This is a genomic window from Niallia oryzisoli (assembly GCF_036670025.1).
Taxonomy (GTDB): Bacteria; Bacillota; Bacilli; order Bacillales; family Cytobacillaceae; genus Bacillus_BD; species Bacillus_BD oryzisoli.
The window spans coordinates 4,205,092-4,218,090 of the sequence record NZ_CP137640.1 but is presented as its reverse complement, the minus strand read 5'-3'; the positions used below and the strand labels follow the sequence as shown (position 1 = coordinate 4,218,090).

Here is a 12,999-nt window from a genome sequence, read left to right as displayed (position 1 = left end):
AATGATGAAGAATTTAATAAGCATAACTAGGGGTGTCCAATGAGTTGGGCTGAGAGAGAAGTGCGCTGAAAGCTTCTTAACCCTCGGGACCTGATCTGGTTCATACCAGCGTGGGGAAGTTTGAATGTACATACTATACATTTCTTCTGCATATATAAAGCCGGGTCCAACCATTTATTGGATACCGGCTTTTTCTGCATTTGTAAACCTCTTCTCATGCTCGTCTGTTCTCTATCTGGTCCTTAGTGCAAACAAAAGGAGAGATAGGAGTATGTCAACACCTTCACTAAATGAACAAAACATTTCGATCATGTCAAATTTTCCAGGCAGTAAAAAAGTATATGTAACAGGATCAAGACCTGATTTGAAAGTACCGATGCGTGAAATCGGCTTAAGTCCAACCAACACAAGTTTTGGCCAGGAAGAAAACGAACCTGTTCGTGTTTATGACACAAGCGGCCCTTATACAGACCCAGAATATACAGTCGATCTGACAAAAGGTCTACCAGCCCTTCGCCGTCCTTGGATTGAGGAACGGGAGGATGTCGAAGAGTATGAAGGCCGGGAAATCAAGCCCCAGGATAACGGATACCGAGATGCGGATGATCCGCGTGCCAATCAACAGGTATTCCCTGGATTAAAGCGTAAGCCTTTACGTGCGAAAAAAGGCAAAAATGTAACACAACTTCATTATGCAAGAAAAGGAATCATTACACCTGAAATGGAATTTATTGCTATACGTGAAAATTTAAAGCCTGAATTTGTCCGTGATGAAGTGGCAAAAGGACGCGCGATCATTCCAGCAAACATCAACCATCCAGAGTCAGAACCGATGATTATTGGACGGAATTTTCACGTAAAAATTAATGCCAATATGGGTAATTCTGCTGTTACTTCTTCGATTGAAGAGGAAGTGGAAAAAATGACCTGGGCTACTCGCTGGGGAGCCGATACAATCATGGATTTATCAACCGGTAAAAACATTCATACGACCCGGGAATGGATGATCCGAAATTCTGCCGTTCCAGTTGGTACTGTGCCATTGTATCAAGCGCTGGAAAAAGTGAATGGGATTGCTGAGGATCTTACATGGGAAATTTACCGAGATACATTGATTGAACAGGCAGAACAAGGGGTCGATTATTTCACGATACATGCCGGGGTTCTATTGCGCTATGTACCATTAACAGCTAAACGGGTAACAGGAATTGTTTCCCGCGGCGGTTCAATTATGGCGCAATGGTGTCTGCATCATCATCAAGAAAACTTCTTATATACACATTTTGAGGAAATCTGCGAAATTATGAAGACGTATGATATTTGCTTTTCATTAGGAGACGGTCTGCGTCCAGGATCGATCGCCGATGCCAATGATGAAGCGCAATTTGCTGAACTTGAAACGTTAGGTGAACTGACAAAGATTGCTTGGAAGCATGACGTCCAGGTGATGATTGAAGGTCCAGGGCATGTGCCGATGCATTTAATTAAAGAAAATATGGATAAGCAATTAGAGGTTTGTGATGAGGCGCCATTTTATACATTAGGACCTTTGACAACAGACATTGCTCCAGGATATGACCATATTACTTCAGCGATCGGAGCGGCGATGATTGGCTGGTTTGGTACAGCAATGCTTTGCTATGTCACACCAAAAGAACATTTAGGGCTGCCAAATAAAGAGGATGTACGTACAGGCGTTGTCACATATAAAATTGCTGCCCATGCAGCCGATTTAGCAAAAGGGCATCCAGGTGCGCAAAAACGAGATGATGCTTTATCAAAAGCTCGCTTTGAGTTTCGCTGGAATGATCAATTCAATCTATCATTGGACCCAGAACGGGCAATCGAATATCATGATGAAACACTTCCTGCTGAAGGAGCCAAAACGGCCCATTTCTGCTCGATGTGCGGCCCAAAATTCTGCAGCATGCGAATTTCTCACGACATCCGCAAAAACGAAGAAATGAAAATGGGAATGGAAGAAAAAGCTAAAGAATTTAAGGCAACAGGCGGGAATATCTATCAATAATGTAATAGTGTAGGTTTTTTTAAGCACGGGGACGGTTCTCCTGCTTCCTTTGGAAGCAATAGAACCATCCCCGTGCTTTTTTAATTGGAAAATAGTTGCAATGACTGTTATAACTGTATATACTGTATATGAACAGATAAAACAAATTAGAGGATGTTATATCGTGAATATTTTACTTTCCAATTCTTCTGATGAACCCATTTATCAACAGATTTTTAAACAAATAAAAGAACAAATTTTAAAGGGAGAACTTGCCGAAGGTCAATCACTGCCATCAATCAGGAGTCTGGCGAAGGAACTGAAAATAAGTGTAATCACGACGAAAAGAGCCTATGACGAGCTGGAAAAGGATGGTTACATCGTTACCGTTGCCGGAAAGGGGTCCTATGTTGCCACGATAAACAAAGAAATGCTGCGGGAAACAAAAATGAAAATGATTGAAGAAAAAATGACTGAAGCGATTGACGAAGCAAAGCTGACAGGTCTCACGTTAGAGGATCTGCAGGAAATGCTAAAGCTTATTTATGAGGGGTGATTAACATGAATCAAAATATCTTGGAAATTACGAATCTGTCAAAAAAATATAAGGGTTTTTCATTAAAGGATATTTCTTTTACTCTTGAAAAGGGCTATATAATGGGCTTCATCGGGCCGAATGGGGCAGGAAAAAGCACGACCATCAAATTAATCATGAACTTGATCAAAAAGGACAGCGGACAGATCAACATATTCGGGTTAGACCATAAGAAACATGAGTTGGAAATCAAGCAAAGAATCGGGTTTGTATATGATGAAAATCATTTCTATGAGGAACTGACGATTCATGAAATGAAGGAAATGATTCGACCTTTCTACCGTAAATGGGACGAAGGCCTATTTCAACAGTATGTAAAGGAATTTAGACTTCCTTTAAAGAAACGGATAAAGGATTTATCAAAAGGAATGAAAATGAAGTTTTCTTTAGCTGTCGCACTATCCCATCATGCCGAATTGTTGATCATGGACGAACCCACCTCTGGGTTAGATCCCGTCGTCCGTTCCGAAATATTAGAGGTGCTCCAAGCATTATTGGAGGACGAAAATAAATCCATCTTCTTTTCCACTCATATCACCTCTGATTTAGAAAAAATTGCAGATTATATTACTTTCATCAATAACGGTGAAATTATTTTTTCTAAAACAAAGGATGAGGTAATAGAAGAATACTGTCTGGTAAAAGGCAGCAATGAGCTGCTTACTGATCATCAGCTTGGCGATTTGATTGGTTTACGAAAAAAAGCCTATGGCTTTGAGGCAATGGCAGTGAATAAAAGGCAAATAAGGGAACGATTTGGTAATTCAGTTATCATTGAAAAACCATCGTTAGAGGACATCATGGTGTTCTCGACAAGAAGGGGGGATAATCATGTATCATCTTATTAAAAAGGACTTTTTGATGCAAAAGAAAGCATTAAAGCTTTCCATTTTATTGATGCTCTTTTTTTCAATTACTCTTGTTCATAATTTAGGGACAGCTGGGTTATCTGTCGGAATTATTGCTATTACGTATCAATTAGTTCTGGGTACGAGTGCATTAGAGGACAAAGATAATAGCGATATGATACTCGTAAGCCTGCCTATAAAGAAAAACAAGATCGTCCTTTCAAAATATGTTTCAATTTATATTTTTGCGGCTTATGCTATTCTTGTATATTTTATCATTGCTCTTATGGCAAATCTTTTCAATCTGCCGCTTGAGGTACCTATTACAGGAATGGAGATTCTTATTGCTCTACTTGCTGTCACGTTATTCTTTTCGATCTCTTTTCCGTTAGTATTTAAGTATGGCTATTTAAAATCAAAAATGGTTAACTTAATTCTCTTTTTCATAGTTGTTTTTGGAGGGACCCCTATCATTAGTAATATTATGAACGATGAGAAACTAAGTCAATCTGTGATCGAATTTATTCATCAACGGTCTGATACACATTTAACTATTCTTATTCTAATCCCGCTGGTTTTGATATTAGTTATCTCTTACCTTCTTTCATTAACATTCTATAAAAATCGGGAATTTTGAACATAGTACGATACTGAATACAAATGAAAAAAGCAAAGGAGGTATTCTTCTTTGCTTTTTTTACTCTGCATAATCGTTACACTGCCTTTAATGGATATATTCAGGTAGGCCATCCAATACATCTATCATTATTTTAATAAATCGGCTACCTTCCAAGTTTTTTGTTTCTTTTTTGATTTCATTCTTCTAAAGAATTGATCCATGTAGTAAACAACAATAATAATAACAGACATGATGCTAAAGTATTGCCCAATTACATTGAACACATTTGCGCTGGAAATGCCTCCTTCTTTTCCTTCAAATTCTCCTTTATGGATAGCTGCTCGATCCACTTGATCATCGCTTATTCCTCCTTGTTCAGAATCATGATCAGGAAGGTCCTCTGGATTAAACGTGTCTGGTTTGTCCTCAAAGCCTTCTGCCAATACACGTTTTCCTCCGTGTTCGAAACCATCACCTGACATTTGTGAAGAGGAAGGATTAAATACTTGTGCAACCCCCTGCAAATGCATGAAGAAATGGGAAAAGTACATTTGGTAGCTTCCAAAAATTAATAATGCTGCGGCTGCTAATTTTGCAACAAACCCAACAGCAGGTCTTTTTCCTTTCAGTTTAAGGATATTTTTAAATGTATTGACAACCCAATTCCAATGCATCCCAACATGAATAGCAACTAATACAAGAGCTAAATATGAGACAGACATATGAGTCACCTTAAACCATTGTTCATTTCCAATATTAATATTTGGAAAGACGACACGAGAAATGAAAATCCCGCTGATAATCACAAATAACATCGTCACTAACAAAAGTAAATTGAGAAAGTAATTAAATCTTGTTTTAAATGGTAATTTAGAATCAAATAATCTAAGTGTTACATTCTTCACCCATTTTCCATTCAACAAGACATGGATAAAAAATACCCCTCCAATGGCGAGCCCGGCAATTTCGTGAAAAGTTAACCCGCCTAAGACACGTTTATTGAAAAATAATACGAACGTAACAGCCATAATCATATCTAATCCAAGCTTCACAATATTCATTTTTTTCATCGTTTTTCTTCGTCTCCTCATAATGGTCATTAATGGATGTATATAAAAGTAATGCAGAAAGCTTAAAAAAACCTTAAAAGAGTAATCTGCATATTCCGAAAATAGAGTCTTTTTCGCTGTAAAAAAATGAAATAAATTGTATAGTAATAGTAGGAATGAAAAGGGAGGATTACATGGTGGCAAAGAGAAAAATGGTAATAACAAAGGATTTGAATGAGGATTTATTGGATCAGATAAAACGGGTTGTTCCTGACTGGGACATTATTGCTGGGAAGGATAAAGAAATATGGAGACCGCATGTGAACGAAGCGGAAGTAACGCTTGGCTATAAATTGGAGCTCGAGGATTTTTCAAATCTAAAATGGGTGCAATCCTCAAGTGCAGGAATCAACCATTTTCCGATTGAACAATTTAAGTCCAATGAAATTATGTTGACTAGTGCAAATGGTGTTCATGCCTATCCTATCTCTGAAACGATTTTTGCTTATATGTTAGGATTAACAAGAAAAATACATACATATGTAAGAAATCAACAGGCAAAAATTTGGCATCATAGTAATATGAAGTTGGAAATTCATGAAAAAACTATTGGAATTATCGGCGTTGGTGCGATCGGAAAAGAAACAGCCAAAATTGCGAAGGCTTTTGGCATGAAGGTTCTGGGTGTACGACACTCAGGCAAGCCGGCAGAGAATGTAGATGAAATGTATAAGCCTGATCAGCTGGAAGAGCTACTGCCAAAATGTGATTATGTTGTCTTAACATTGCCGCTGACAGATGAAACCTATCAGCTATTTACAGCCCGGGAATTTCAATTAATGAAACCGACAGCTTTCTTTATTAATATCGGCCGCGGCAAGCTCGTAAAGGAAGACGATCTCATTGCGGCTTTACAAGCAGGTGAAATAGCGGGTGCAGGTTTGGATGTTTTTGAAAAAGAACCGCTTGGAGAGGATAGTCCGCTTTGGGAAATGGACAATGTCATCATCACGCCGCATACAGCGGGTTCAACTGAATATTATGATAAACGTGTTGTTGAAGATATTTTTATTCCTAACTTGAAAGTATATCTCAAAGGCCAGAAGCCGTTTATTAATCTAGTAGATTACTCGAAGGGGTACTAGGAACACGGGGGCAGAAATATTGTCCCAATATGATTATAGCTGTTGTTTAAATTTTATATTGTACACGGCTATAACCATAAATTTGAAGTGGAACAAGATGTATGGCTGCCAAATGACGGCCGCTGCTATTTAGTTATCAATTAAAAGTGTAAGAGTATATAAAAGTGACAGGTATGATCCAACTTTATGGAGAATGCTTGTCACTTTTTGGCTAAAAAGCGTTAATCTTTGGTTGTTATTTTAATCTTTAATTTTAAATAAAATTCTAGTCATTTTAATAGATCAATCCATTTCAAAAGAAGCGGGACTTTAATCATAATTTTTGTAAAATTCTGATGATAGGAAGGAATATGTTTATAAATACAAGAATATGTTGCTAAGGATATTTGTGTCTATTAATCAAACTTCATAATTTTCATTTTTTAATTGAATAAAAGGAATAGAATCTTTTTCAGGTAATAGATTTTGATATAAATGTATTTTTCGAAAGGGTGTGAGAAAATGAGAAAGGTTCATTCAGTAGGCAAGAATAGAATGGAAGAACTGCCAATCGAGAATGAGAAACAGATAATCCAAATTCACGATCGTAATTGGATTATGAAATATCATGTAAAAGATAGGAAATATAGTTTATATGTAAAAAATGCAAATTCTAGATTGCAATTTAAAAAAAATTAAGACTTGATTTCAACAACACGGTTTGCAGGAGGTAAAGCAAGGTTAGTCAAAAATAATGCCAGGCACCACATTCAGCTGATCCGCTTTTGTGCTGCCTGACATCTTTATTTTCACCCTTTTGGGCATTCTCGAAAATATATTTACACCACTTATAATCCTTTAATGCGAGCACTTTGGATGCCATCTCATTCAAAAAATTTCTCCTTTTTAAAAATTAATATAAGCCTTATCTGACAACATAGTTTAATACAACCAACCTCTTGTAATGTGTTTGCCATTATTAATTAATTCCTCCAGCCTCAAAAATTCCGCAACCATTTCTTTTCCAAGCTCCATTATTTGATACTCCTTTTCCGTGACCTTCCATCATTCTCTACTGGCAGTCTAGCCGATATAATATACAACCGAAAACTACTGATAAAAACAAGTAAAGTGTCTTTTCTTTTAATCCTGTTTGAACCAATAGAACAGCCCATATGTATATGGTTTCTGATAGAATAGAATGATAAGGCGGTTGAAATGGAGGAGTAATTTTTGAAATATATGATGTTTGATTTTGATGGAACATTAGCTGATTCTAGCGATGTTTTCATGCAGGCTTGGAATACATATGCGGAACAGTACGATTATTATCCGGTTGTAAAAGAGGATTTTATTTTAACTAGAAATTTAACCCTACAGCAGCGGGCGAAGCAATTTCACTTTCCCATGCATAAATTACCCATGATTTTGCCAAAAATTTATCGATACTTTCGTGAGCATGTGACAGATGTGAAGCTATTCGATGGCATAAAAGAGATGTTAGACACACTGGCACAAACAGGTTATAATATTTCAATTCTTTCATCTAACGCCAAGGAAAATATAGAATTACTTTTACGGCAAGAAAAAATTGATTCTGTAGCACAAGTGCTATCATCTAGTAAATTATTTGGCAAGGATGCAGTCATTAAGAAATTTTTAAAGCAAAAGCAGCTGGCTCCTGAACAATTATTGTATGTAGGGGATGAAGTGCGGGACATCATTGCCTGCAATAAAGTCAACGTGCCGTTCATGTGGGTTAGTTGGGGGTTGGATGGATTTGAGATGATTGAGAAGGAAAAACCGAAATACGTTGTACATTCACCAAAAGAGCTACTGGACACATTGAGTTTAGAATTAGACAGTATAAATATAAATTGAGGTGATATCCATGCTCAATACCGAAGTAACAAAACAATTGAACATAAAATACCCCATTATTCAAGCTCCGATGGCGGGTGGGACAACAACTTCCCAATTAGTCGCAGCCGTTTCGAATAGCGGCGGTCTAGGAATGATTGGCGCTGGCTATTTGACGCCTGCTCAATTACGTGAACAAATGAGAGAAGTAAAGCAGTTAACGGTCAACAATTTTGGCGTAAATTTATTTGTTCCAACGGAATTTAATGTTCCCCAAGATAAGATCGATTTTGCTAATGAAAAATTAAAGTCTATTAAACATCAATTAAATATAGTAGAGGACAGCTATCATCTGCCGGATGCAGGAAAGCTTAACAAAACGTTTTATGAACATATAGATGTCTTGATAGAGGAAAAAGTGCCTGTCTGCTCATTTACCTTTGGAGTCCCTTCAATGGAGATACTTAGCAGATTAAAAAAGCAAAATATTCTTTTAATTGGAACAGCTACAACGGTTAAGGAAGCTTTGGAAATTCAAAAAGTCGGTATGGATATGATAGTCGTTCAAGGCAGTGAGGCTGGCGGGCATAGGGGGAATTTTATCCATGAGCAACATGAGAGTATGATAGGCTTAATGTCGTTGATCCCGCAGGTTGTGGATTGTGTAAACATTCCCGTGATTGCTGCTGGTGGCATTATGGATGGAAGGGGATTAATGGCGGCCATTTGCTTAGGGGCAGGGGCCGTACAAATGGGAACAGCCTTTTTAACGTGTAAAGAAAGCGGAGCGAATAAGCTGCATAAAGAGGCGATTCTTCAATCCGATGAAGACCAGATCACGGTAACACGAGCATTCTCCGGTAAATGGGCAAGAGGGATTAACAATAAATTTATCTCGGCTATGCAGGAAAGTGAAACAGCTTTTCCTGAATTTCCTGTTCAGAATACCTTAACGCAGTCGATTAGAAAAGCATCTGCCGCTCAAAATAATCCAGACTATATGTCGCTTTGGTCTGGTCAAAGTCCGAGATTAGCAAAAAGTCTATCCGCTGAGGAACTCATCAATGACATTATGTCACAGGCTGCAAAAATTATAAATGGTTAAGAGTGTGTGCCAGATCATCGTTTTTATAGGGGTTGCCTTCGTACTGGGGCAACCCATTTTTTTGGACTTTTTGTATTTCTCTTAACCTTTTTTTCAAGATTCATCCCGTATGACTATTCCTTCCAACCTTTCCAATAGTTTATAAGGGCGAACTTTAAATGATTCATATGGTATGGAATTCCCTTTCATTGCATCTATCACCCTCGGAAGAAACTTTCCGCGTGTAATATATTGATGGACGTTCCATTCATCGAGCTTCACAAACCGGACATCCTGTGTTTCATCAGATGTTTTTAAATCTCCGCCAATCTTTTTCCCATGAAATACGATTGAAAGTGTAGTTCCGTTTGAATAAACACCAGTTACGCCAAATAACTTAACTTTTATTCCGGTCTCTTCAAGGATTTCCCTGCAAAGTGCTGCGTCTAATGTCTCTCCGTCATCAACCCCGCCGCCGGGTAGTTCCCATGTATCTGATCTCCAATAGGTTTGAACGAGCAGGGCTTCATCATTTTCATTTGTAATATATCCGCTTACCGTCACGTTTTGCTTTGGCGAGTGATAAACACCTGTTGAGGTTAAAAATTCTTGGCGATAATCCAAGTAAGGCGGCCCAAATTTTAAAAGCTGTGCTTGTGCTTGCTGATGCAGTTGATCCTTTTTTACTCTTTCTTCAATTTTTAAATAGTCATTATAGCTGGGATAGTGCCACATGGTTACGATCTCATCTTCTTCCTCTGTGATCCAGCGTCCAATCAATGTTGCTCCATTTTTTAGCTGATTAGGGAGTACATATTCATGAAAAAATTGATTTAAATCGATTACTCTTTCAGGGGGAATTCTGTGGATTTCTCTTCTGCAGAACATGATCATCCTCTTTTCAAATCGATGATGATATTGTATGTTCAATGATAAAACCGTGACATTTGTTATGGAAGAAATATTTGAGCAAAATAATCGTTAGAATCCAAGAAATAAAGTATATTAGAGTAAAAATCGTACTATTGACCTAATTTTTCCGTGATCGGAGGTTATTTATGAAGCTAACTAATTTATTTGTTAAACCGTCTGTATCTCCTGAAAAACAGCAATTGCTGGAAAAGGATATGTTCTTTAGAAACCTGCAGCGCTGTAAGCTGTTCGCAAAGATCGTGATTTTGTTTGAGTTCATCCTTATTTGTATGAATCAAACGACTAGTTTTGTCACCTATCATCGGATGTTTGTTTTTGATATTTATTTTCGGCTGTATGTTCTTTTACTATTAATGAGTATCATCATGCTGGTCTATATAATCCGGTTTGAAAAGAAAAAGGATATGACAGAAAAGCAATATCAGTGGTTTCGTTTTGGAGTAATATGTTTTGTTTGTTTCTTTTTAGTATGGGGTTCTGTTGTAACTTTGGTTGATCAAAAGGGATATGGTCACGTCATGGCTTTTGCCGTGAACATCATGTGTGTCTCCATTCTATATCTTGCCTCCAACCGCACAATCTTGAAACTATATATCCTGCCGATAGCTGTGCTGTTTATCGGTTAACCGTTTTTTCAACCATCGACAGATACGTTATGCTGTATAACAGCTACGCAGCTAATTTTTTCAATGAAGTGCTTCTAAAGGAAAGCAACCAAAATCTTGCTTTAAAAATTCAGGAAAACATGGCGATAAATGAAGAGTTAAAAAGGGCGAATGAGAGACTGAAACATCTCACATTAGTTGATGAGCTGACGAAAATTCCGAACAGAAGAGGTTTTTAACAGTATATACAGGATCAATTAGCAAGCACCCATGGAAAACGAAATGTCTCATTGATGATGCTGGATATTGATGCATTTAAACCATTTAATGATAACTACGGTCATTTAGAAGGAGACAAAGTAATCCAATCCAGTTGCTAGTACCATCCAACAACAGGTTAAACCTGAGGAAGGCTTTCTTTCACGCTTTGGTGGAGAAGAATTCGTTATTACTGTTTTTGATTGGAATATAGAAAAAGTCTTTCAGCTTGCTGAAAGGATTAGAAAAGCAGTATATGACCTGGGCATTACGCATGAATATTCACCTGTATCAAACCGGGTGACGGTTAGTATTGGGATTGAGACTGGGGATGTGGAACATCCATTAGATATTGAAAGGTTGTTAGAAAATGCAGACCAGGCCCTCTACCAATCAAAGAATAATGGACGGAACCGGGTTGAAGTTTTTAGTGGAACGAATCAGATAGAAATGAAAGTTTAAAAAACCTCCAAGCAGCTTGGAGGCTTTTATTGTTCAATGGACTGAATGATATTTATCTTTTCCCGACAGAAGACTTCCACTTCAATTTTGTGCAGGGTGTAGCCCAATAATAAATGGGTGATGATTGTCGGTTGGTGATAGACAAAACACTTGTTCGCATAGTATAATATTCCTGTAAGTTGTTCTTTGAAAACTGGATATATAGGGTTAGTGCGAGAAAGGCTTCGCACTGTAAAATATCCAAGCACCATTCGCCTCCACGCACACCGAAGTTGCGAAAACCAAGCTAAATTAGGGTGCGAGGCGAGTTCAACGTACAAGTTTGCAACACTTGCAGGAGGCCCACGCCACTTGTACTGCTAACCGTCGGTGCGACGGGGATAGCCTGCTAAATAACTAAGGGATACCTCGGTGTTCGCAGGAATCTCCATCTTCAAATTTTCGTTAGAAAATTAAGGTGGAGTAGTTCAATCTTCTAAAGGAATGGTAATATCTATTTGCTGATAGTCAGAACTGTTTTCCTTCTTTACGGTTTGGAATCTTACATTTACAGAAAGATTATCTAAAGTAATCTGTTCAGGTGGATTATAACACTTCGACTACCTCAATTGATGCACCGGGCTGCAGACTATAAAGTGGAACTTCAGGCGTGCAGCTGCCTGTCATACGCCATTTACTGCCTGGTTTGACTGAACCATCCTCAGCTACAGCAGATAGTCGGGCAGAAATGCCTGGATCACAACCACTAAACCCTACATATGGAATGGGTTCGCTTGTGATATTGGTTGCTTTAACCTTTGTGAAAATCTTTTCTTCGGTCAGATCTAACATGAGGTCAAATGTTACACCATCCTGCTCGATCGACTTTGTAACATCAAATTTAGGTTTATTTGTATGAAATTTGATGCATACTGGCTCTGTTAAAGGATTTCCTATTTTGGATTGAACATCTTTCTAAATATATAGAGTGTAATTTTCATCAAATTTATAAAGTTGATTTAAACGAAGCTTAACGGTTTTTGGATCATCTTCATTAATGATTGGTTGAATATAATTTTTTTGTTGATCACTATCACGGACAATATAAATATGGTTATAAAGGCTTCGCTTATTCACCTCATCATTAAACTTAATCACCCATTCTGTGTCAATATCCGCTTCAACCATCGATGAACCTTTGTCCCAGCCTGATACAGATTCGACTGAGAAGGTCGGAGCTCCTCTGAACGAAGGATCTAAGGAACGGGCCAAAAAGGCATTTTGCAAAGCTTCCTCTCCCTTACTGCATGGTATTAACTACCATTATAGCATGTGTAAGATAGAGAAGGTGCCTGACGATTATTTCGTAGTGGTAAAATAGGATTCTCCTAGAATTTTCTACTTATGATAACTGCCAGGTGAAAGCTCTCTTTCAATAAAAGTGTTCTATCCGACTGTTTAACGTCGTACTTTATTTCAATTTCTATGGTAGGAAACTCTTCAACACCTTGGCTTCTAGAAAGACTAAAATCTTCATTTAGTAGTTGCTGTCCTAACCAGACATAACTTTTTCTT

16 protein-coding genes and 1 riboswitch are annotated in these 12,999 nt (G+C 37.8%); of the genes, 11 read left to right on the top strand and 5 right to left on the bottom strand.

Annotated elements, in window-relative coordinates:
* The first annotated feature begins 18 nt into the window (after positions 1 to 18).
* Positions 19 to 134: riboswitch (TPP riboswitch) on the top strand.
* Between the two features lie 137 nt (positions 135 to 271).
* The 4 genes from thiC to R4Z09_RS21160 all read left to right on the top strand — a co-directional run bounded on the left by thiC (position 272) and on the right by R4Z09_RS21160 (position 4,088).
* On the top strand, positions 272 to 2,029 hold the full coding sequence (gene thiC, locus R4Z09_RS21175; protein ID WP_338448706.1) for a phosphomethylpyrimidine synthase ThiC: 1,758 nt from the start codon (positions 272 to 274) through the stop codon (positions 2,027 to 2,029).
* Between the two features lie 163 nt (positions 2,030 to 2,192).
* The gene (locus R4Z09_RS21170; protein ID WP_338448705.1) at positions 2,193 to 2,564 is read left to right on the top strand and encodes a GntR family transcriptional regulator; all 372 of its coding nucleotides are present in this window, start codon (positions 2,193 to 2,195) and stop codon (positions 2,562 to 2,564) included.
* 17 nt (positions 2,565 to 2,581) lie between these two features.
* Entirely contained in the window at positions 2,582 to 3,451 is an 870-nt protein-coding gene (locus R4Z09_RS21165; RefSeq protein WP_338453326.1) for an ABC transporter ATP-binding protein, read from the top strand.
* On the top strand, positions 3,435 to 4,088 hold the full coding sequence (locus R4Z09_RS21160) for an ABC-2 transporter permease (RefSeq protein WP_338448704.1): 654 nt from the start codon (positions 3,435 to 3,437) through the stop codon (positions 4,086 to 4,088). Before R4Z09_RS21165 ends, R4Z09_RS21160 begins: the two co-directional genes overlap by 17 nt.
* 128 nt (positions 4,089 to 4,216) lie before the next feature.
* On the opposite strand, the gene R4Z09_RS21155 is transcribed toward R4Z09_RS21160, so the two are convergent.
* Positions 4,217 to 5,140, bottom strand: coding sequence for a DUF4405 domain-containing protein (locus R4Z09_RS21155; protein WP_338448703.1), 924 nt, complete (start codon positions 5,138 to 5,140; stop codon positions 4,217 to 4,219).
* A 176-nt stretch (positions 5,141 to 5,316) separates the two neighbouring features.
* Here R4Z09_RS21155 and R4Z09_RS21150 point away from each other — a divergent pair, with 176 nt between their 5' ends.
* The gene (locus tag R4Z09_RS21150; RefSeq protein ID WP_338448702.1) at positions 5,317 to 6,264 is read left to right on the top strand and encodes a D-2-hydroxyacid dehydrogenase; all 948 of its coding nucleotides are present in this window, start codon (positions 5,317 to 5,319) and stop codon (positions 6,262 to 6,264) included.
* A 501-nt stretch (positions 6,265 to 6,765) separates the two neighbouring features.
* Positions 6,766 to 6,942: a hypothetical protein gene (locus R4Z09_RS21145; RefSeq protein WP_338448701.1), complete on the top strand. Its 177-nt coding sequence runs from the start codon at positions 6,766 to 6,768 to the stop codon at positions 6,940 to 6,942.
* A gap of 46 nt (positions 6,943 to 6,988) precedes the next feature.
* Here R4Z09_RS21145 and R4Z09_RS21140 read toward each other — a convergent pair whose 3' ends face one another.
* The gene (locus R4Z09_RS21140) at positions 6,989 to 7,135 is read right to left on the bottom strand and encodes a hypothetical protein (protein WP_338448700.1); all 147 of its coding nucleotides are present in this window, start codon (positions 7,133 to 7,135) and stop codon (positions 6,989 to 6,991) included.
* A 350-nt stretch (positions 7,136 to 7,485) separates the two neighbouring features.
* On the opposite strand from R4Z09_RS21140, the gene R4Z09_RS21135 reads away from it, so the two are divergent.
* Together R4Z09_RS21135 and R4Z09_RS21130 are read left to right on the top strand one after the other, a co-directional pair.
* Positions 7,486 to 8,124 (top strand): HAD-IA family hydrolase, encoded by a 639-nt coding sequence (locus tag R4Z09_RS21135; RefSeq protein ID WP_338453325.1) that lies wholly within the window; start codon positions 7,486 to 7,488, stop codon positions 8,122 to 8,124.
* Between the two features lie 10 nt (positions 8,125 to 8,134).
* Positions 8,135 to 9,208, top strand: coding sequence for a nitronate monooxygenase (locus R4Z09_RS21130; protein ID WP_338448699.1), 1,074 nt, complete (start codon positions 8,135 to 8,137; stop codon positions 9,206 to 9,208).
* A 93-nt stretch (positions 9,209 to 9,301) separates the two neighbouring features.
* Here R4Z09_RS21130 and R4Z09_RS21125 read toward each other — a convergent pair whose 3' ends face one another.
* Positions 9,302 to 10,075: an NUDIX hydrolase gene (locus R4Z09_RS21125; protein WP_338448698.1), complete on the bottom strand. Its 774-nt coding sequence runs from the start codon at positions 10,073 to 10,075 to the stop codon at positions 9,302 to 9,304.
* Positions 10,076 to 10,245: 170 nt separating this feature from the next.
* Here R4Z09_RS21125 and R4Z09_RS21120 point away from each other — a divergent pair, with 170 nt between their 5' ends.
* The 3 genes from R4Z09_RS21120 (at position 10,246) to R4Z09_RS31165 (ending at position 11,445) form a co-directional block, all read left to right on the top strand.
* Entirely contained in the window at positions 10,246 to 10,746 is a 501-nt protein-coding gene (locus R4Z09_RS21120; protein WP_338448697.1) for a hypothetical protein, read from the top strand.
* A gap of 224 nt (positions 10,747 to 10,970) precedes the next feature.
* A complete protein-coding gene (locus R4Z09_RS31170) occupies positions 10,971 to 11,105 on the top strand; it encodes a diguanylate cyclase domain-containing protein (protein ID WP_422392313.1) in 135 nt (44 codons plus the stop codon).
* A gap of 4 nt (positions 11,106 to 11,109) precedes the next feature.
* Entirely contained in the window at positions 11,110 to 11,445 is a 336-nt protein-coding gene (locus tag R4Z09_RS31165) for a GGDEF domain-containing protein (protein ID WP_422392312.1), read from the top strand.
* A gap of 585 nt (positions 11,446 to 12,030) precedes the next feature.
* Here R4Z09_RS31165 and R4Z09_RS21115 read toward each other — a convergent pair.
* Entirely contained in the window at positions 12,031 to 12,276 is a 246-nt protein-coding gene (locus tag R4Z09_RS21115; protein ID WP_338448696.1) for a hypothetical protein, read from the bottom strand.
* Positions 12,277 to 12,399: 123 nt separating this feature from the next.
* Positions 12,400 to 12,711, bottom strand: a complete 312-nt coding sequence (locus tag R4Z09_RS21110; protein ID WP_338448695.1) for a hypothetical protein — start codon at positions 12,709 to 12,711, stop codon at positions 12,400 to 12,402.
* Between the last annotated feature and the right edge of the window lie 288 nt (positions 12,712 to 12,999).